18 protein-coding genes are annotated in these 19,145 nt (G+C 72.1%); 14 read left to right on the top strand and 4 right to left on the bottom strand.

What is annotated here, in order from left to right; translation table 11 throughout:
* Positions 1-36 precede the first annotated feature (36 nt).
* Positions 37-504 carry a DUF3515 domain-containing protein gene (locus tag JW613_RS26950; RefSeq protein ID WP_209213489.1) on the bottom strand — a complete coding sequence of 156 codons (468 nt, stop codon included), beginning with the start codon at positions 502-504 and terminating at the stop codon, positions 37-39.
* An 80-nt stretch (positions 505-584) separates the two neighbouring features.
* On the bottom strand, positions 585-818 hold the full coding sequence (locus JW613_RS26945; RefSeq protein ID WP_019355801.1) for an Lrp/AsnC family transcriptional regulator: 234 nt from the start codon (positions 816-818) through the stop codon (positions 585-587).
* Positions 819-1,104: 286 nt separating this feature from the next.
* Between JW613_RS26945 and JW613_RS26940 the strand changes: the two genes are divergently transcribed.
* Positions 1,105-2,106, top strand: coding sequence for a thiamine-phosphate kinase (locus JW613_RS26940; protein WP_245226358.1), 1,002 nt, complete (start codon positions 1,105-1,107; stop codon positions 2,104-2,106).
* Positions 2,107-2,120: 14 nt separating this feature from the next.
* Entirely contained in the window at positions 2,121-2,939 is an 819-nt protein-coding gene (thiD, locus tag JW613_RS26935; RefSeq protein ID WP_209213487.1) for a bifunctional hydroxymethylpyrimidine kinase/phosphomethylpyrimidine kinase, read from the top strand.
* A 175-nt stretch (positions 2,940-3,114) separates the two neighbouring features.
* Here thiD and rpmB read toward each other — a convergent pair whose 3' ends face one another.
* A complete protein-coding gene (rpmB, locus tag JW613_RS26930) occupies positions 3,115-3,300 on the bottom strand; it encodes a 50S ribosomal protein L28 (RefSeq protein ID WP_016470082.1) in 186 nt (61 codons plus the stop codon).
* 271 nt (positions 3,301-3,571) lie between these two features.
* Here rpmB and JW613_RS26925 point away from each other — a divergent pair, with 271 nt between their 5' ends.
* The 9 genes from JW613_RS26925 (at position 3,572) to mutM (ending at position 13,064) form a co-directional block, all read left to right on the top strand.
* A complete protein-coding gene (locus JW613_RS26925) occupies positions 3,572-5,374 on the top strand; it encodes a DAK2 domain-containing protein (RefSeq protein ID WP_307866048.1) in 1,803 nt (600 codons plus the stop codon).
* A gap of 181 nt (positions 5,375-5,555) precedes the next feature.
* Positions 5,556-7,775 (top strand): ATP-dependent DNA helicase RecG, encoded by a 2,220-nt coding sequence (recG, locus tag JW613_RS26920; protein WP_245226356.1) that lies wholly within the window; start codon positions 5,556-5,558, stop codon positions 7,773-7,775.
* Positions 7,776-7,877: 102 nt separating this feature from the next.
* On the top strand, positions 7,878-8,477 hold the full coding sequence (rsmD, locus tag JW613_RS26915) for a 16S rRNA (guanine(966)-N(2))-methyltransferase RsmD (protein ID WP_209213485.1): 600 nt from the start codon (positions 7,878-7,880) through the stop codon (positions 8,475-8,477).
* Positions 8,478-8,530: 53 nt separating this feature from the next.
* A complete protein-coding gene (gene coaD / locus JW613_RS26910; RefSeq protein WP_209213484.1) occupies positions 8,531-9,010 on the top strand; it encodes a pantetheine-phosphate adenylyltransferase in 480 nt (159 codons plus the stop codon).
* A 69-nt stretch (positions 9,011-9,079) separates the two neighbouring features.
* Positions 9,080-10,216 carry a cell division initiation protein gene (locus tag JW613_RS26905; protein WP_209213483.1) on the top strand — a complete coding sequence of 379 codons (1,137 nt, stop codon included), beginning with the start codon at positions 9,080-9,082 and terminating at the stop codon, positions 10,214-10,216.
* A gap of 172 nt (positions 10,217-10,388) precedes the next feature.
* The gene (locus JW613_RS26900; protein ID WP_180289771.1) at positions 10,389-10,985 is read left to right on the top strand and encodes a YceD family protein; all 597 of its coding nucleotides are present in this window, start codon (positions 10,389-10,391) and stop codon (positions 10,983-10,985) included.
* A gap of 2 nt (positions 10,986-10,987) precedes the next feature.
* Positions 10,988-11,161 (top strand): 50S ribosomal protein L32, encoded by a 174-nt coding sequence (gene rpmF / locus JW613_RS26895; protein WP_016470089.1) that lies wholly within the window; start codon positions 10,988-10,990, stop codon positions 11,159-11,161.
* 19 nt (positions 11,162-11,180) lie between these two features.
* Entirely contained in the window at positions 11,181-12,104 is a 924-nt protein-coding gene (gene rnc / locus JW613_RS26890) for a ribonuclease III (RefSeq protein ID WP_209213513.1), read from the top strand.
* A gap of 102 nt (positions 12,105-12,206) precedes the next feature.
* On the top strand, positions 12,207-13,064 hold the full coding sequence (mutM, locus tag JW613_RS26885) for a bifunctional DNA-formamidopyrimidine glycosylase/DNA-(apurinic or apyrimidinic site) lyase (protein WP_209213482.1): 858 nt from the start codon (positions 12,207-12,209) through the stop codon (positions 13,062-13,064).
* Positions 13,065-13,091: 27 nt separating this feature from the next.
* Here mutM and JW613_RS26880 read toward each other — a convergent pair whose 3' ends face one another.
* Positions 13,092-13,982 carry a CAP domain-containing protein gene (locus tag JW613_RS26880; RefSeq protein WP_209213481.1) on the bottom strand — a complete coding sequence of 297 codons (891 nt, stop codon included), beginning with the start codon at positions 13,980-13,982 and terminating at the stop codon, positions 13,092-13,094.
* A gap of 255 nt (positions 13,983-14,237) precedes the next feature.
* Here JW613_RS26880 and JW613_RS26875 point away from each other — a divergent pair, with 255 nt between their 5' ends.
* From JW613_RS26875 to smc, 3 genes are all read left to right on the top strand, one after another.
* Positions 14,238-14,525 carry an acylphosphatase gene (locus JW613_RS26875; protein ID WP_099886814.1) on the top strand — a complete coding sequence of 96 codons (288 nt, stop codon included), beginning with the start codon at positions 14,238-14,240 and terminating at the stop codon, positions 14,523-14,525.
* A gap of 310 nt (positions 14,526-14,835) precedes the next feature.
* Entirely contained in the window at positions 14,836-15,042 is a 207-nt protein-coding gene (locus tag JW613_RS26870) for a hypothetical protein (protein WP_209213480.1), read from the top strand.
* A gap of 261 nt (positions 15,043-15,303) precedes the next feature.
* Positions 15,304-18,903, top strand: a complete 3,600-nt coding sequence (gene smc, locus JW613_RS26865) for a chromosome segregation protein SMC (protein WP_209213479.1) — start codon at positions 15,304-15,306, stop codon at positions 18,901-18,903.
* The last annotated feature ends 242 nt before the right edge of the window (positions 18,904-19,145 follow it).

Below are 19,145 nucleotides of genomic sequence, written 5' to 3'. Positions count from 1 at the left end.
GGCTCCGGCCGCCGGTCGGTGGGGCGCGGCGCCGGCTCAGTCCTTCCGCTGCTTCGGCACCGCGCTCTTGACCGCCCCGCTGAGGTCCGCGAGGGCCTCGACCTCCGGCTTGTAGTCGTCGGGTACGGTCAACTCGACGTAGGCGACGCGGTCGGTCGTCGTGAAGCGGTAGCCGCCGTCCTGCTTCTCCATCAGCCAGGAGACCTGGTTGACCTCCGCCGCGTCGGCGGTCGGGTTGTACTCTTCGTCACCGGGGGTGAGCCGGGCGGGCTCGGGCACGCCGCAGCGCAGCTCGATGGCCGGGTCCCCCCAGACGGCGGTGTAGTCGGAGACGGGATCGGCCTCGCCGCGCGACTGGCCGTCGACCCGCTTCGGCAGCGCGTCGTGCAGCGACCGGCACACCTTCGCGGCCCTGCCGGAGGGACTGGGCGGCGTGGGTCCCGCATCGCCGGTGACCGAACAGCCTGCCGTGACCAGCAGGGCCAGTACGACCGGTACACCCACCGCGGCAGCGGAGGCGGCAGGGACGGAACGAGGGGAAGCAGCCCGGCGTCGAATGCTCACCGGGCGAGCATACGGGGGGCCTAGAGATGGACGATGGGGCAGGTCAGAGTGCGGGTGATGCCCTCCACCTGCTGGACCTTGGCGACCACCATGCGACCGAGATCGTCCATGGTCTCCGCGCGGGCACGCACGATCACATCGTACGGACCCGTTACATCCTCGGCCTGGATCACACCGGGGATCTTGGAGACGATCTCTGCGACGGTCGAAGCCTTGCCAACTTCGGTCTGAATCAAGACGTACGCCTGTACCACGGAACCTCCACGGGGGCTACGAGGATCATGCGGGGCGAGAGAGAAACGCCACCGTACCGCGTCCCCCCTGCCGCCGGGAGACCACAGGGCCGCCCGTATGGCGGCCGGGGGCATCGGGACCGGCGGGCAGCGAAGGACGCCTCGGCGGCCGGGCCACGCATCGGACGGACACGCATCACGGGCGTGTGGACGACGCACGGGAGTGCACGATGAGCGAAGTGAGCGAAGGGGCAGCGCAATGCGGGATGTGAACGGCGGTACCGCGTCGGAACCCACGCAGCCCGCGATGGAGGCCCCCTACGGCCCCGCGCGGGGCCGGAGCAAGGGCACCGTGGGGGAGCTGGGGGAGTTCGGCCTCATCCGGGAACTGACCTCCCGACTGACCACCACCCCAGCCGTCCGGATCGGCCCGGGCGACGACGCCGCTGTGGTGGCGGCCCCGGACCGGCGTGTCGTCGCCAGTACCGACATTCTCCTGGAGGGCCGGCACTTCAGGCGGGACTGGTCGACGGCGTACGACGTGGGGCGCAAGGCCGCGGCCCAGAATCTCGCCGACATCGCCGCCATGGGCGCCGTGCCCACCGCGCTGCTGCTCGGTCTGATCGTCCCCGCCGACCTGCCCGCCAACTGGCCCACCGAGCTGATGGACGGCATCCGGGACGAGGCACAGGTCGCCGCCTCCGCCGTGGTCGGCGGCGACGTGGTGCGCGGCGACAGCATCGCCGTCTCCATCACGGCACTGGGGGACCTGCGCAACCGCGAGCCGGTCACCCGCTCCGGCGCGGGCGCCGGCGACGTCGTGGCCGTCACCGGCTGGCTGGGCTGGTCGGCCGCCGGGCACGCGGTGCTCTCCCGCGGCTTCCGCTCGCCCCGCGCCTTCGTGGAGGCGCACCGCCGCCCCGAGCCGCCGTACCACGCGGGGCCCGCGGCCGCCGGATTGGGCGCCACCGCGATGACGGACGTCAGCGACGGACTGGTGGCCGACCTCGGGCACATCGCCGAGGCCAGCAAGGTGCGGATCGACATCCGCTCGGCCGACCTCGACATCCCCGCGCAGATGGCCGACATCGGGCAGGCCGTCGGCGTCGACCCGCTCCAGTGGGTGCTCACCGGGGGAGAGGACCACGCCATCGTCGCCACCTTCCCGCGCGATCAGAAGCTCCCGGCGCGCTGGCGCGTCATCGGCGAGGTGCAAGGGGCCTCCGCACGGCCGCGCGTCACCGTGGACGGCGCCCCCTGGTCGAGGGCCGGCGGCTGGGACCACTTCTCCGACGACGGGGAGCACTGAGTACCGTCGTCACCATGGACGATGAGAACTCCCGTGCCGGCGGGCCGCCCCGCGTGCTGACCGTCGCCGGGTCCGATTCCGGCGGCGGCGCGGGCATCCAGGCCGATCTGAAGACGATGCTCGCGCTCGGCACCCACGGCATGAGCGTGATCGCCGCCGTCACCGCCCAGAACTCGCTGGGCGTGCAGGGCTATTGGGAGCTTCCGGTGGAGGCCGTACGCGCGCAGTACCGCAGCGTCGTGGACGACATCGGGGTGCAGGCCGTCAAGACGGGGATGCTCGCCTCGGCGCCGCTCGTGGAGACCGTCGCCGAACTGCTGGCCGGTACCGGGGCACCGGTGGTCGTCGACCCGGTGGGGGTCTCCAAGCACGGGGACCCGCTGCTGGCCGCCGACGCCGTGGACTCGCTGCGCGGCAAGCTGCTGCCGGTCGCCACCGTCGTCACCCCCAACCTGGACGAGGTCGCCCAGCTGACGGGTGTCCGGGTCACCGGCGAGAGCGGGCTGCGCGAGGCAGCGGCCGCCGTGCTGGCCCACGGCCCGCGCTGGGCCCTGATCAAGGGCGGGCACCTGCCCGGCGAGGCCGTCGATCTGCTCACCGACGGCACCGAGGAGCACTGGCTGCGCGCTCCGCGCCACGACAACCGGCACACGCACGGTACGGGCTGCACGCTGGCCAGCGCGCTCGCCTCGTATCTGGCCAAGGGGCTGCCGGTGCCGCAGGCCGCACGGGCCGCGAAGGAGTACACGACGGGAGCCATAGCGGCGGGCTTCCCGCTGGGCGCGGGACTGGGCCCGGTGGATCACGGATGGCGGTCGGGCGAGCGGGGCTGAGCTGCGGGGTACGCCGGAGCGTCCGGGGCACCCCCGTGCGCACAAGATCGGAGCGCCCGGGATCACACAGGTTCGGAGCACACAGGATCCGAGCACACAAAAACCGGCCCGCGTGCTGCGGGCCGGTTCTGCGTTCGGCTCTCGGCGTGAGCCGCGCTGCGTTACGTCGAGGACGTCAGCGCGACACCTTGCCGGCCTTGATGCACGAGGTGCAGGCGTTGAGGCGCTTCGGCGTCCCGCCGACCACGGCACGCACGCGCTGGATGTTCGGGTTCCAGCGACGGCGGGTGCGGCGGTGCGAGTGGGAGATGTTGTTGCCGAACTCCGGCCCCTTGCCGCAGACGTCGCAGTTCGCAGCCACGGGTCACTCCAAAGACTTCAGATGCACGTACGGTGAATCCCGGCGACGCAGGACCAGATGACCGGCTGTGCCAGGGAGATCGTTGCCTACCGGACCGAAACATCCGGATCAGGCAACCGGAGCAGCATACAACGGACGGTCTCGAACAGCGAAACCAAGGCCCTCGTCCCGGTCCCGACCTGGGATTCCGCCCGGGACCCCACTAGCCTTCCCGCAACGCAGCCGCCCCGGCCGTCCCACCGGTCGCAGCCTTCTGGAGGAGGTCCCGCAGGTGCCGCCACCGCTCGACACCGCCGCGGTACGACGCTGGTGCGCCCTCGGCCTGGAGTCGCTGCGCGCCTGCTGCGCGCGCATGGACGCCATCAACGTCTTCCCGGTCGCCGACGGTGACACCGGCACCAATCTGTGCCTCACCTTCGAGGCAGCGGTCGCCGCCCTCCCGCCCGGGGACACGGCAACCGGGAACACGGCAGCCGAGGAAGCGGCAACCGAGGAAGCGACAGCCGCTGAAGTGCTGCGGGTGATGGCGCGGGCCGCGCTGCTGGGCGCCAGGGGCAACTCCGGCACCATCCTCGCCGAGTATCTGCGCGGCATGGCGCAGGGCCTCACGGACGGCACGGACAGCGGCGGGGACGGCCAGGCGCTGGCCCGGGCGCTGCGCTGCGGGGCGAGTGCCGCGTACGCCGCTGTCGCGCACCCCGTCGAGGGCACGATGCTGACGGTGGCGGCAGCCGCAGCCGACGCCGCCGAGGCAGGCGGCGACCCCGCGGCGGCGGCGCACGAGGCGCTGGCCGCGACTCCCGGCAGGCTGGCGGCCCTGGCCCGGGCCGGCGTGGTGGACGCGGGCGGGCTGGGCCTGACCGCGCTGCTGACGGCGCTGTGGGCGGCGCTGGGCCAGCCGGTCCCGGAGGAGCCGGCGACCGGTGCGGCCGGGGCGACGACCGGTACGACCGGTGCGGCAGCCGGGGCGAGCGTCACCGGGTGCCCCGTGCCCGCGCCGGGCGCGGCAGCCCCTCCTGCCGACGGGTCGCCGCAGGCGCCTTTCCCTCCTCAGTTCGAGGTGATGTACCTCCTGGAGGCGGAGGACCCGAAGGCCGTCGGCGCGCTCCGGGCGCGACTCGACCCGCTCGGCGACTCCCTGGTCATCGGCGGCGGAGAGGGGCTGTGGAGCGTGCACATCCACGTGGCCAACGCCGGAGCCGCCGTCGAGGCGGGCCTGGCGGCAGGCCGTCCGTACCGCATCCGCATCACCCACCTGCCGACGGACGGCCACGGCACAAAGGAAGGCACCGAGGCCGGCACCGAGGAACGCTCGCGGGACGGCTCCGGAGACGACACGGGCGGCGGCTCGGTCTGGGGAGCGCGGGGCGCTGTGCGCGAAGAGGCGGTGGAGCCGACGGCGCCCGGGCCGGCTGGTCGGGGGCGGGCCGTCGTCGCCGTCGTACCGGGGGAGGGTCTGGCCGCGCTGTGCCGCCAGGCGGGCGCCGGCGTGCTGCAGGTGTCCGAGGCCGCCCGCCGGGACGCGCTGGTCGCGGCCGTACGGGCGACGGGTGCCGCGGAGGTGGCGCTGCTGCCCAACGACACCGAGCTCCACCCGGTGGCGGCGCGCGCGGCCGACGCGGTACGCGCGGCGGGCATCAGATGCGCCGTGATCCCCACCCGCGCCGCCGTTCAGGGGCTTGCGGCGCTGGCCGTGCACCAGCCCGACCGCCGCTTCGACGAGGACGTGGTCACCATGACCTCGGCGGCCGGAGCCACCCGGTACGGCGAAGTGACCGTCGCGGAGCGGCAGTCGTGGACGACAGCGGGTGTCTGCCAGGCCGGGGACGTGCTCGGACTCGTGGAGGGCGATGTCGCCCTGATCGGCAACGAGACCGTACGGGTGGCGACGGACGTGCTCGCCCGGATGCTGGCCGCCGGGGGCGAGCTGGTCACCCTCGTCCTGGGTGCGGACGCGCCCGACGGGCTGGCCGCGGCCCTGGAGCACCATGTGCGCAGCTGCCATCTCGCCGTCGACACGGTCGTCTACGAGGGACGGCAGCAGGAGGCGCAGCTGCTCATCGGCGTCGAATGACGGCCGCGTGGGGCGATATCCGGGATCCATCGGCCGACCGGACCGACCTCTCCTGGCGAGTGACACGGGCACTGTCACACGTGTCCGGCAGGATGGGACCGTGCCCTCGACTGAAACCACGCGAAGCGAACCCCTCCAGGAGCCGCTGAAGGCGCTGCTCGGCGGAAACACCGCGAAGGTGATGTCCGAGCACCTCGGGCTGCGTACGGTCGGCGATCTGCTGCACCACTACCCGCGCCGGTACGCCGAGCGCGGCGAGCTGACACGGCTGGCCGAACTGCCGCTGGACGAGCACGTCACCGTCGTCGCCCGGGTCCACGACGCGCGCGTGCACAAGTTCAACCGGGGCAAGGGCCAGCGCCTGGAGGTCACGCTCACCGACGGCAGCGGGCGGCTCCAGATCGTCTTCTTCGGCCGCTCGGTCCACTTCCACCAGCGGCAACTGCTGCCCGGCAAGCGCGGCATGTTCGCCGGCAAGGTGGGGGTCTTCAACCGCAAGCTCCAGCTGTCCCATCCGGACTACAAGCTCTTGGACGAGGACAGCGACCAGCAGGCCGTCGAACAGTTCGCCGGGGCGCTGCTGCCGTTGTACCCGGCGTGCAAGCAGCTCTCGTCCTGGAGCATCGAGCAGTCGGTCGGGATGGTGCTCAACGCGCTGCAGGCCACCGACTGGCGCGGGCTGACCGATCCGCTGCCGGACGCGCTGCGCGAGCAGCGCGGACTCGTCGACCTCCCCGAGGCGTTCGAGAAGATCCACCGGCCACGCAGCAAGGCGGACATCGCCGAGGCCCGCGCCCGGCTCAAGTGGGACGAGGCGTTCGTCCTGCAGGTCGCCCTCGCCCGGCGGCGGGCCAAGGAGACGGAACTGCCCGCGGTGCCGCGCCGCCCGGTCTCCGGCGGACTGCTGGACGCGTTCGACGCGCGACTGCCGTTCACCCTCACCGAGGGGCAGCGGGAGGTCAGTCGGGAGATCTTCGCCGACCTGGCCACCGAGCACCCCATGCACCGGCTCCTGCAGGGCGAGGTGGGATCCGGCAAGACGATGGTGGCACTGCGGGCCATGCTCACCACCGTCGACGCGGGCGGTCAGGCGGCGATGCTCGCCCCCACCGAGGTGCTGGCACAGCAGCACCACCGGTCCATCACGGAGATGATGGGCGAACTGGCGGAGGGCGGGATGCTGGGCGGCGCCGAGCAGGGCACCAAGGTGGTGCTGCTGACCGGTTCGATGGGCGCGGCGGCCCGCCGTCGCGCGCTGCTGGACCTGGCGACGGGCGAGGCGGGCATCGTCGTGGGGACCCACGCGCTGATCGAGGACAAGGTCACCTTCCACGATCTGGGCCTGGTCGTGGTGGACGAGCAGCACCGCTTCGGGGTCGAGCAGCGCGACGCGCTGCGCTCCAAGGGCAAGCAACCCCCGCACCTGCTGGTGATGACGGCGACGCCCATCCCCCGGACCGTCGCCATGACGGTCTTCGGTGACCTGGAGACCTCCGTACTCGACCAACTGCCCGCCGGACGCTCCCCGATCGCCACCCACGTCGTGCCCGTCCGGGACAAGCCGCACTTCCTCGCCCGGGCCTGGGAGCGGGTGCGCGAGGAGACCGAGGCGGGGCACCAGACGTATGTGGTCTGCCCGCGGATCGGCGATCTGGACGACGAGCCGGGAGGGCCGGCCAAGGGCGCGGGCGGGAGGCGGCGGCCCGCCGGGAACGCCGAGAGTGCCGAGGAGGTGGCCGGCCTTCTGGTGGAAGCCCCCGACGAGGGCGCCGACAGCGAGGAGAAGCGCCCGCCGCTGGCCGTCCTGGACATCGCCGAGCAGTTGGCGTCCGGTCCGCTCGCCGGTCTGCGGGTGGAGCCCCTGCACGGGCGGATGCAGCCGGAGGCGAAGGACGAGGTGATGCGGCGGTTCGCCGCGGGCGAGGTCGATGTGCTGGTGGCCACCACGGTCATCGAGGTCGGTGTGAACGTGCCCAACGCGACCGGCATGGTGATCATGGACGCGGACCGCTTCGGCGTCTCGCAGCTGCACCAGTTGCGCGGCCGCGTCGGCCGGGGCTCGGCACCGGGTCTGTGCCTGCTGGTGACGGACATGCCGCAGGAGAGCCCCGCGCGGGCCCGGCTGGAGGCGGTCGCCGCCACGCTGGACGGCTTCGAGCTGTCCCGTATCGACCTAGAACAGCGCCGGGAGGGCGATGTGCTGGGCCAGGCGCAGTCCGGGGTGCGGTCCTCGCTGCGGATGCTCGCCGTCATCGAGGACGAGGAGGTCATCGCCGAGGCCCGGGACGAGGCCACGGTCCTGGTCGCCGCCGACCCGGAGCTGGAGCAGCACCCCGAGCTGCGCACGGCGCTGGACGCCCTGCTGGACGAGGAGCGCGAGGAGTACCTCGACAAGGGCTGACGGGGCTGATGCGGACAACGGCCGATCCGGGCCCCTACCGACCCCGCCGCCGCATGGGATCCTGATGTCCGAGCACCCACCCCACACAGAGGATCCGCACCCATGACCCGCGTCATCGCCGGAGCCGCAGGCGGGCGACGGCTGGCCGTTCCGCCGGGCACCGGTACCCGCCCCACCTCCGACCGGGCCCGCGAGGGCCTGTTCTCCAGCTGGGAGTCCCAGTTGGGGGGCGCCGCCGGCTGGCAGGGCCTGCGTGTGCTGGACCTGTACGCCGGCTCCGGCGCCGTCGGACTGGAGGCGCTGTCGAGGGGCGCGGCCCGCACGCTTCTCGTCGAGGCGGATCCGCGTGCCGTGCGCACCCTCAAGGAGAACGTGCGCGCCGTCGGCCTGTCCGGTGCCGAGGTGCGCTCGGGCAAGGCCTCCCAGATCCTCGCGGGGGAGCCGCCCGAGCACCCGTTCGACCTTGTCTTTCTCGATCCTCCGTACGCGGTCACCGACGACGAACTGCGGGAGACACTCCTCACACTCCGTGCGAAGGACTGGCTGGCACCCGGTGCCTTGGCCACCGTGGAGCGCAGCACCAGGGGCGGTGATTTCCGCTGGCCGGAGGGTTTCGAGGGGCTCCGATCCCGTCGCTACGGCGAGGGAACGCTTTGGTACGGTCGCGCCGCCGCGCGGGAAGTTACTCCCGCGTCATGCTGAGATCACCTGAGGTGGGGCCCGGTGCCCGCCGTGAGGAGAGCGAGGAAGTGCCAGTGCGCCGCGCAGTCTGCCCGGGGTCCTTCGATCCCATCACCAATGGCCACCTCGACATCATCGACCGTGCCTCCCGGCTGTACGACACGGTGTACGTCGCCGTGATGATCAACAAGTCCAAGAAGGGCCTCTTCACGGTCGACGAGCGCATCGACCTGATCCGCGAGGTGACCGAGGACTTCGGAAACGTCCAGGTGGAGGCGTTCCACGGGCTGTTGGTCGACTTCTGCAAGGACCGCGACATCCCGGCCATCGTCAAGGGGCTGCGCGCCGTCAGCGACTTCGACTACGAGTTGCAGATGGCGCAGATGAACAACGGCCTCTCCGGCGTCGAGACGCTGTTCGTCCCGACCAACCCCACCTACAGCTTCCTGTCCTCCAGCCTGGTCAAGGAGGTCGCCACCTGGGGCGGCGACGTCTCCCACCTGGTGCCCGAAGCCGTCAACCGCGCACTGGCCGAACGTCTCACAACGCCCTGACCTGCCCGGATTCGTCGGCTTCCGGGAAGGAGTAACGGGCCCGCGCCCACGGGCCGTACAGTCACCTGCGTGGACGTACAGCAGAAACTCGACGAGATCGTGGCGACCGTCGACGGCGCCCGCTCGATGCCCATGTCCGCCTCCTGCGTGGTCAACCGGTCCGAGCTGCTCGCCATGCTCGAGGAAGTGCGCCAGGCCCTGCCCGGATCGCTCGCCGAGGCGCGCGAGGTGATCGGCGGTCGCGAGCAGGTCGTGGCCGAGGCCCACCAGGAGGCGCAACGCATCATCGAGGCGGCCCAGGCCGAGCGCGCCGCACTGGTGTCCGGCACCGAAGTGGCCCGGCGTGCCCAGGAGGAGGCCGACCGCATCCTCGCCGAGGCCCGCCGGGAGGCGGGCGAGATCCGGGTCGAGGCGGACGACTACGTCGACAGCAAGCTGGCCAACTTCGAGGCGGTGCTCTCCAAGACCATCGGCTCCATCGAGCGGGGCCGGGAGAAGCTGCTGGGCAGCGGGCCCGGTGCCGAGGAGTGGCACGAGGAGTACGCCCACGAGGCCCCCGAGCGCACGGGTGACCCGCGGGAGCTGCAGCGCCGCGCCGACAGCTATGTCGAGGCCCGGCTGGGCTCCGTCTCGGCGGTGCTCGCCAAGACGCTGGAGGCCGTGGGGCGGGGCCGCCTCAAGCTGCGCGGCCAGGAGCCGATCGACGAGCTGGCGGCCCATATGGCGGCGCAGGACGGCGCCGACGGCTACACGGCGCACACCAGCGACGCGGACTATCTCGCCGGGCTCGCGCACACCGAGCCGACCGCACAGGCGCCGCACGGGGAGCAGCTGCCCCAGCCGCCCGCCCAGCCGCCGCAGCCGCCGCACGTCCCCCCGCAGCCGCAGAGCCAGCCGGTCGCCGCCGACCCCTACTACGGTCAGCAGCAGCTGCCCTACGACGGCGGTCAGCAGCAGCACGATCCGTACGCGTACGCCCAGGCCCAGCAGCAGGCGCAGCAGGAGGCCTACTACGCGCAGCAGCAGCACGACCCGTACGGCTACGGTCAGCAGCAGGACGCGTACTACCAGCAGCAGCACTACCAGGCGCAGCAGCATCAGCAGCAGTCCCACGCGCAGCTGGACGAGACCAGCCTCTTCGACACCAGCATGATCGACATCGACCAGCTCAGGGCGTACGAGCAGCGGCACGGCCAGGGCGGCTGAGCCGCGAAGCCGGGCTGGGCGTCACCCGGTGCGGGTGTCACCCGGGCGCGGATTGGGTCATGGGGGAGCCGTCAAGTATCCTGTCTCTTCGGCCGCGAGTACGTGCGGCCCCAGCCCCACCCGTAGAAAGCAGGAAGCCCTGAACGCCCCCCTCGACCACCGCGCTCCTCTCGTGTTCGACACACGCGAGCTGGGGCGGCGTCCTGGTGCGATGAAGCGGCTCTCCCGCGAGGTGGAGTCCCCCGGTGACCTCGGTATCGAGTTCATCAAGGTTCCCGACGGGGCGACGATCGAGCTGGACCTCCGTCTGGAGTCGGTCATGGAAGGGGTACTCGTCACGGGTACCGCCCGTGCGCCGCTGACGGGGGAGTGCGTAAGGTGTCTGGAGCCGCTCGACCAGCGAGTCGAAGCGGACTTCCAGGAGATGTTCTCCTACCCCGACGCCGACGACCGGGGCCGCCCTGTGGCGGAGCCCGGCGACGACGAGGAGGCCGAGGACACACTCTTCCTCGAGGGCGACCTGTTCGACCTCGAACCCGTGCTGCGGGACGCGGTGGTGCTCGCACTGCCGCTGCAGCCGGTGTGCCGCGAGGACTGCCCCGGCCTGTGCCCCGAATGCGGGGCCAAGCTGGCGGACGACCCCGACCACGGGCACGAAGACGCCGTCGACATCAGGTGGGCGGCACTGCAGGGACTCGCCGAGACCATGACGGACGGCGAGAAGGAAAACGAGCCCCGCGCCGACGGGGATGACTCACAGGAGAAGTAGCCGTGGCTGTTCCGAAGCGGAAGATGTCGCGCAGCAACACGCGCCACCGCCGGTCGCAGTGGAAGGCTGCGGTCCCCACCCTGGTGAAGTGCGAGCGTTGCCGCGAGCCGAAGCAGCAGCACATCGCGTGCCCGAGCTGCGGCACCTACAACAAGCGCCAGGTCCTCGAGGTCTGATCGGCGGGTGACAGGCTTCATGTCCAACGCCGGCACTCCTCAGAACCCCGCTCCCGGGAAGGGAGGAGATTCTGCGGAGCTGGTGGACGCGGCCTCGTCCCACGCGATTCTGGAAGGGCGGCTCGGTTACCGACTGGAGTCCGCCCTTCTGGTGCGTGCACTGACGCACCGCAGCTACGCGTACGAGAACGGCGGTTTGCCCACCAACGAGCGCTTGGAGTTCCTCGGTGACTCGGTCCTCGGACTCGTCGTCACCGACACTCTCTACCGCATGCATCCGGACCTCCCGGAGGGCCAGCTCGCCAAGCTGCGGGCGGCGGTGGTCAACTCGCGTGCCCTCGCGGGTGTGGCCCGAGGTCTCGACCTGGGTGCCTTCATCCGCCTCGGCAGGGGCGAGGAGGGCACCGGCGGCCGGGACAAGGCGTCGATCCTCGCCGACACGCTGGAAGCGGTCATCGGGGCCGTCTACCTCGACCAGGGCCTGGAAGCGGCCTCCGAACTGGTGCACCGCCTGTTCGACCCGCTCATCGAGCGCTCCTCCAACCTCGGCGCCGGTCTCGACTGGAAGACGAGTCTTCAGGAGCTGACGGCCGCGGAAGGGCTCGGCGTCCCGGAATACCTGGTCTCCGAGACGGGTCCCGACCACGAGAAGACCTTCACGGCTGCTGCCCGCGTCGGTGGTGTCGCGTACGGCACCGGCACAGGACGCAGCAAGAAGGAGGCGGAGCAGCAGGCCGCCGAGACCGCTTGGCGCGCCATCTCCGCCCGCAGCGAGGCCGCGGCGGACAGTGTCCAGGCCGACAAGAGCGCGCTGACCGGGAAGGGCGCGGAGGCTGAGAAGGGGGCACCGGCCGAGAAGAGCGGTGCCGCGGGACCGTCCGCGCCGGATGCCCGGTCCAGCGAGCCCGCCGGGACCGGCGAGGGCACCACGGCGTCCCGCTGACCCCACCGCACCCCACCCGCACCCGCATCGGCCGCCCCTCCCGGGGGCGGCCGTGGTGCTGGCGGCCCCGAGCAGGCGGGGCCCTGTCCCATGAGGAGTCCCGTGCCCGAGCTGCCGGAAGTCGAGGTCGTCCGCCGCGGACTGGAACGCTGGGCCGGCGGCCGCACCATCGCGGCCGCCGAAGTGCTCCACCCCCGCGCCATCCGCCGGCACGCGGCCGGACCGCTGGACTTCGCCGCGCGGCTGGCGGGCCGGCGCATCGGGACCGCCCGGCGCCGCGGCAAGTATCTGTGGCTGCCCGTCGAGGACGGCTCCCATGCCCTCCTCGCCCACCTCGGCATGAGCGGCCAGCTCCTGATACAGCCGTCCGGCATCCCCGACGAGCGGCATCTGCGCGTGAGGTTCACCTTCGAGGACACGGACGGCGGTGAGCTGCGCTTCGTCGACCAGCGCACCTTCGGCGGGCTCTCGCTCCACCCGGCCGCCGAGGACGGGCTGCCCGATGTGATCGCGCATATCGCCCGCGACCCGCTCGACCCCGCCTTCGACGAGGCGGCCTTCCACACGGCCCTGCGCCGCCGCCGCACGACGATCAAGCGCGCCCTGCTGGACCAGTCGCTGATCAGCGGCGTGGGCAACATCTACGCCGACGAGGCGCTGTGGCGCTCCCGGCTGCACTACGACCGCCCCACGGCCACCTTGACCAGGGCGCGGACCACCGAGCTGGTCGGCCATGTGCGGGATGTGATGACCGCCGCGCTGGCCCAGGGCGGCACCAGCTTCGACAGCCTCTATGTGAACGTCAACGGCGAGTCCGGCTACTTCGAACGCTCGCTCGACGCCTATGGCCGTGAGGACGAGCCGTGCCGCCGCTGCGGCACCCCGATGCGCCGCAGCCCGTGGATGAACCGCTCCAGCTACTTCTGCCCGCGCTGCCAGCGCGCTCCCCGCCAGGGGTGAAGCCGAACGCTCCGGTTGCGGTCGGCCTCAGAAGCCGAAGTTCTGCGTCCACCAGGGGCCGCCCTCGGCGAAGTGCGCGCCGACGCCCAGCGTCCGGTAGTCGCAGTTGAGGATGTTGGCCCGATGGCCCGGGCTGCGCATCCACGAGTCCATGACCGAGCGCGCGTTGGCCTGGCCGCGCGCTATGTTCTCGCCGCCCAGATCGGCTATGCCCGCGGCCTCGGCGCGGTCCCAGGGGCTCTTGCCGTCGGGGGAGGTGTGCGAGAAGAAGCCGCGCCGCGCCATGTCCTCGCTGTAGTTGCCGGCCAGTGTGGCGAGCCGGTCGTCCGCCTTGAGCGGTCGGCAGCCCGCCTTGGCGCGCTCCTGGTTGACCAGGGCGAGGACCTCGCTCTCGGCGGCGGACTCCTGGGCGCCGGCCGCGGTGCCGCCGCCACCGGCCCGGTCCGACTCCGGCCGGCGATCGTCGCCCGAGCGGGAGCCGCGCTTGTCGTCGTGGGAGGTCTCGGGGGTCCTCGACGGCCGCTCGGAAGGGGTGGTCCTCGGCTTCTTCTCGGGGCGCGAGGTCTGCTGCGAGGGGGTCGCCCGGGGGTCGCCGCCCTTCCGGTCCTCCTCGGGGGCGGTGGTGGCGGTCCGGTCGGAGGGGGTGGCGGATATCGGTGGGGAGGCGGGATCGCCGGTGCCGTCGGCCTGTACCCGGCCGTCCCGCGGGCCGCCGAGCCCGCCGGGCGCCGGGATCAGACCCGAGGCGACGGCCACGGTCCCCATCGCGAGCGCGGCGGAGGCTCCCAGCAGTCCGGTCCGTACGGGGGTGGCCGCGCGTCTGCGGTGCCTGCTCGCGTGGTGCCGGGGCCCGGACTGCCGTTCGAAGGGCTCCGGCGCGGCGGCGGGAGTGGGGTTAGCGCGTCGATGGCGGCCCATCTGTGCTGTCCTCACATTGCTCGGCGATACGGCGTGACTCTTCCGTCCCCCTTCACGCCCGGGTGTGAGCGAGGTGTGAAGAGAGTTGCCGGGCAATGTACGGCATCCCCACGGGGCCTGATGTGCCCGCTCGGGAATTGTCCGGATACCGTGCACCCCATGGCTGCCATCAACCCGACCGACAGTACGGACGGAACGCCGCGTGAACAGCTGAGAGAACAACTGGGTGAGCAGTTGTCCGAGCAGCCTGATCCGGTGCGCCCCGAGGAGCCCGCGCGGCTGACCGCCTGGGTCCGCGGCGAGGTGCAGGGCGTCGGCTTCCGCTGGTTCACCCGCGCGGCGGCGCTGCGGATCGGCCGGCTCGTCGGCTTCGCGCTCAACCTCGGTGACGGCCGGGTCCAGATCGTGGCGGAGGGCACCCGTGCCGACTGCGAGCAGTTGCTGGAGTGGCTGCGGGGCGGTGACACGCCCGGACACGTGGACGGCGTCACGGAGATCTGGGACACCCCCAGAGGGGGGTATCGCGGCTTCGCGATCCGGTGATCCACAACGGTTGCCATTCGCGCCGTACCGTGCAAAGCTGCCGCAACGAGTGAGCGCCGTGGATCTTTCAGCCACCCCCGCGGACAGCCGTCTCCGGCGTCGGACGCCGTCGAGCCGAGGCAGGTCCGGGGGAGCGACGTGTGATCGTGTTGACCGTCAAACCATTTGGTGAGATCCTGAAACCCCGCGCACCTGAGTTGTTTGATCCAGCGAACCTTTAGTAAAAGTCCAGAGCAGACCCTCAACGGTGCGAATCCCTCACGACCCACCAAACCCACGGTCGGTCACTCAGTGTGGAGGACCATCCATCATGGCAAAGGCGCTTCTCGGTCACGTCGGCGGCTACGACCCCCGGGTGCTCGCCGAGATGCGACGGCTGCAGCAGCGTGTCCAGGACCTGGAATCCGAACTCGTACGGATGCAGGCCGAGAACGACGCTCTGTCCGCCGCCGCTCGGCACCGCGACCCGGTGTTCGAAGACATCGAGGTGAAAACGGCCGAGCCTGCGCTGACCTGATCCGCGCCCGCCGGGCAGGACGGGCTGAGCAGGACAGCCGTACTCAGAAATCTCAAGGGACGCTTCGGCGTCCCTTAGTTTTTGTCGCCTCTCGTGTGCTCGCCTTCCGCTGTTTACGGAGTGTGTGCTCACCGTGGCGCGTTTCGTTACGTCTGATCTGCCCCCGCCCCCTCCCGGTGAAACCCCCGGACAAAACCCTTCCTGTCGCTTCGGGGCCGTCGGCGCGACATCCCCGGGCCAACCTCGGTAGGGTCCGGACGCGTGCACCTCAAGAGCCTGACACTGCGGGGGTTCAAGTCCTTCGCCTCCGCCACGACGCTGCGCTTCGAGCCCGGGATCACCTGCGTCGTCGGCCCCAACGGCTCCGGCAAGTCCAACGTGGTCGACGCCCTCTCCTGGGTGATGGGCGAGCAGGGCGCCAAGTCGCTGCGCGGCGGCAAGATGGAGGACGTCATCTTCGCCGGGACCACCGGACGCCCGCCGCTGGGCCGGGCCGAGGTCTCGCTGACCATCGACAACGCCGACGGCGCGCTGCCCATCGAGTACTCCGAAGTCACCATCACCCGGATCATGTTCCGCAACGGCGGCAGCGAGTACCAGATCAACGGCGACACCTGCAGGCTGCTCGACATCCAGGAGCTGCTCTCCGACTCCGGAATCGGCCGCGAGATGCACGTCATCGTCGGCCAGGGCCAGCTCGACGGTGTACTGCACGCCGACCCGACCGGGCGCCGGGCCTTCATCGAGGAGGCGGCGGGTGTCCTCAAGCACCGCAAGCGCAAGGAGAAGGCGCTGCGGAAGCTGGACGCCATGCAGGCCAACCTGGCCCGCGTCCAGGACCTCACCGACGAGCTGCGCCGCCAGCTCAAACCGCTCGGCCGACAGGCGGCCGTGGCCCGCAAGGCGCAGGTCATCCAGGCGGATCTGCGCGACGCCCGGCTGCGGCTGCTCGCCGACGACCTCGTCTCGCTGCGCGAGGCGCTGCGCACCGAGGTGGCCGACGAGGCCGAACTCAAGCAGCGCAAACAGGCCGCGGAGACCGAGCTGAAGGAGGCGCTGCGCCGCGAGGCCGACCTGGAGCAGCAGGTCCGCACCCTCGCACCCCGGCTGGAGCGGGCCCAGCAGACCTGGTACGAGCTCTCCCAGCTGGCCGAGCGGGTGCGCGGCACCATCGGCCTGGCCGACCAGCGCGTCCAGCACGCCGCCGCGCCGCAGACCGAGGAGCGCAGGGGCCGCGACCCGGAGGAGATGGAGCGGGAGGCAGCCCGGATCCGCGAGCAGGAGGCCGAGCTGGAGGCGGCGCTGGAGGCCGCCACCACCGCGCTGGACGAGACCGTCGCACACCGGGCCGAGCTGGAGCGCAGGCTGGAGCAGGAGGAGCGCCGGTTGCGGGACGAGGCGCGTGCCCTCGCCGACCGCCGCGAAGGCCTCGAACGCCTGCGCGGCAAGGCCGGGGCCGCACGCAGCCGCGTCGCCTCGGCCCAGTCCGAGATCGACCGCCTCGCCGCCGCCCGCGACGACGCCCTCCGGCGCGCGGAACAGGCGCAGGAGGAGTACGAGGCGCTGCGCGGTGAGGTCGACGGCCTCGACGCGGGCGACGAGCAGCTGGCGGACCGCCATGAACAGGCCAAGCGTCAACTCGCCGAGGCCGAGGCCGCCTTCAGCGCCGCCCGCGACGCCTTCACCGAGGCCGAACGCGAACGCGCCGCGACCTCGGCCCGGCACGACGCCCTCGCCCTCAACCTCCGGCGCAAGGACGGCACAGCGGCGCTGCTGGCCGCCAAGGACCGCCTCACCGGTCTGCTCGGCCCGGCGGCCGAACTGCTGACCGTGACGCCGGGCCACGAGTTGCCGATAGCGGCCGCGCTGGGCGCGGCCGCCGACGCGGTGGCCGTCGCGGATCTGGCCACCGCCACCGAGGCCTTGCGGCTGCTGCGCAAGGAGGACGGCGGCCGGGCGACCTTGCTGGTGGCCGCCGATACGGGAGGCGCCCGCCCGGCAGCCGGCGACGGTACCGCGCCGGCGCCGGGCACCTCGGCGACCGCCCTGGTGTCGGCGCCGGAGCAACTCCGCCCCGCCCTGGGCCGGCTGCTCGCCGACACCGTGGTGGTCGACACCTTGGAGACGGCCGAGGAGGTCGTCAAGCGGCACCCGGGTACCACCGCGGTCACCGCCGAAGGCGACCTGCTGTCCGCGCACCGTGTCACCGGCGGCTCGGAGGGCGCGCCCTCCCTGCTGGAGGCGCAGGCAGCGGTGGACGAGGCCGCGGCCAAGCTCACCGAGCTGGAAAGCCGCTGCGAACGCCTCAAGGAGGAGCAGGCCCGGGCCAAGGAGGCCCGCAGGGCGGCGGCGGCCGAGGTCGAGGATCTGGCCCGGCGGCGCAGCAGCGCGGAGCGGGAGAAGTCCCGCGTCGCAGGCCGCGTCGGCACCCTCGAAGGCCAGGCCCGCGCGGCCCGGGGCGAGGCCGAGCGCGCCGCCGCGGCGGTCACCAAGGCGCAGGAGGCGCTCGCGAAGGCCCGTCAGGAGGCCGACGAGCTGGCCGAGAGCCTGGCCGCCGCCGAGGAGGCCCAGGAGGCGGAGGGCGCGGCCGATCCGGACACCTCCGTACGCGACCGCCTGGCCGCCGACGGCGCCAACGCGCGCCAGACCGAGATGGAGGCCCGTCTCCAGGTCCGTACGCACGAGGAGCGGGTCAAGGCGATCGCCGGCCGGGCCGACGCCCTCGACCGGGGAGCCCGCGCCGAGCGGGAGGCCCGCGCCCGTGCCGAGGAGCGCCGGGCGCGGCTGCGCCACGAGGCGGAGGTCGCACAGGCCGTGGCCGACGGCTCCCGGCAGCTGCTCGCCCATGTCGAGGCGTCGCTGCAGCGCGCCCGCGAGGAGCGGGAGGGGATCGAGCGGGCCAAGGCCGAGCGTGAGCAGGCGCTGGCCGACGAGCGCAGCCAGGGCCGGGTGCTCAAGGACGAGTTGGACAAGCTGACCGACTCGGTGCACCGGGGCGAGGTGCTCGGCGCGGAGAAGCGGATGCGCATCGAGCAGCTGGAGACCAAGGCCCTGGAGGAGCTGGGTGTGGAGCCCGCGGGGCTGATCCGGGACTACGGCCCCGATCAGTTGGTGCCGCCGTCCGTGACGGCCGAGGGCGAGGAGCCGTCCGAGGGGGGCTCCGGGGGCAGGCCGGCCGCGGCCGGGCACTCGCACAGCGAGCCGGTGCCGTTCGTCCGCGCCGAGCAGGAGAAGCGGCTCAAGGCGGCCGAGCGCGCCTACCAGAAGCTGGGGAAGATCAATCCGCTGGCGCTGGAGGAGTTCGCGGCGCTGGAGGAGCGGCACCAGTTCCTCAGCGAGCAGCTGGAGGACCTCAAGAAGACCCGCGCGGACCTCCTCCAGGTCGTCAAGGAGGTGGACGAGCGCGTCGAGCAGGTCTTCACGGAGGCGTACCACGACACGGCTCGCGAGTTCGAGGGCGTCTTCTCCCGACTCTTCCCGGGCGGCGAGGGGCGGCTGGTGCTCACCGAGCCCGACTCCATGCTGACCACGGGTGTCGATGTGGAGGCCAGGCCGCCGGGCAAGAAGGTCAAGCGGCTCTCGCTGCTCTCCGGCGGTGAGCGGTCGCTGACGGCTGTCGCGCTGCTGGTGTCGATCTTCAAGGCACGGCCCAGCCCGTTCTATGTGATGGACGAGGTCGAGGCGGCCCTCGACGACACCAATCTCCAGCGGCTCATCCGGATCATGGAGGAGCTCAAGGACAGCTCCCAACTGATCGTGATCACCCATCAGAAGCGCACGATGGAGGTCGCCGACGCGCTCTACGGCGTCTCGATGCAGGGCGACGGCGTCTCCAAGGTGATCAGCCAGCGCCTCTCCTGAGGCGGCCCGCAGCGGTCCCGGGCCGGCTCCACTCCGACTGCTTTGCTTCACAAGTCGAACGATGATCGCCTTCTGTGTGCTCTGAGTCGCAGAAGCTGACCTATTGACTTCATGAATTGAAGATTTACAGTCTGAGAGGCCACCGTTAAGTCTGAGGCCAGCGCGCTTCCCCCGCGCAGGCCCGTCTTCGACCCTTTGACGGTGGTGTCCCCGCCCGGCACTGTCGCCGGGGTACCTCAGGA

Source organism: Streptomyces smyrnaeus (assembly GCF_017676345.1).
In the GTDB taxonomy this organism is placed as follows: domain Bacteria; phylum Actinomycetota; class Actinomycetes; order Streptomycetales; family Streptomycetaceae; genus Streptomyces; species Streptomyces smyrnaeus.
This window is presented reverse-complemented; position numbering and strand designations above follow the sequence as displayed.

Coding starts and splice junctions, on each gene's coding strand:
- JW613_RS26940 (WP_245226358.1), top strand. CDS start 1,105: ATGGAGGCCCCCTACGGCCCCGCGCGGGGCCGGAGCAAGGGCACCGTG.
- rsmD (WP_209213485.1), top strand. CDS start 7,878: ATGACCCGCGTCATCGCCGGAGCCGCAGGCGGGCGACGGCTGGCCGTT.
- thiD (WP_209213487.1), top strand. CDS start 2,121: ATGGACGATGAGAACTCCCGTGCCGGCGGGCCGCCCCGCGTGCTGACC.
- rnc (WP_209213513.1), top strand. CDS start 11,181: ATGTCCAACGCCGGCACTCCTCAGAACCCCGCTCCCGGGAAGGGAGGA.
- JW613_RS26880 (WP_209213481.1), bottom strand. CDS start 13,982: ATGGGCCGCCATCGACGCGCTAACCCCACTCCCGCCGCCGCGCCGGAG.
- recG (WP_245226356.1), top strand. CDS start 5,556: ATGTCCGAGCACCTCGGGCTGCGTACGGTCGGCGATCTGCTGCACCAC.
- JW613_RS26870 (WP_209213480.1), top strand. CDS start 14,836: ATGGCAAAGGCGCTTCTCGGTCACGTCGGCGGCTACGACCCCCGGGTG.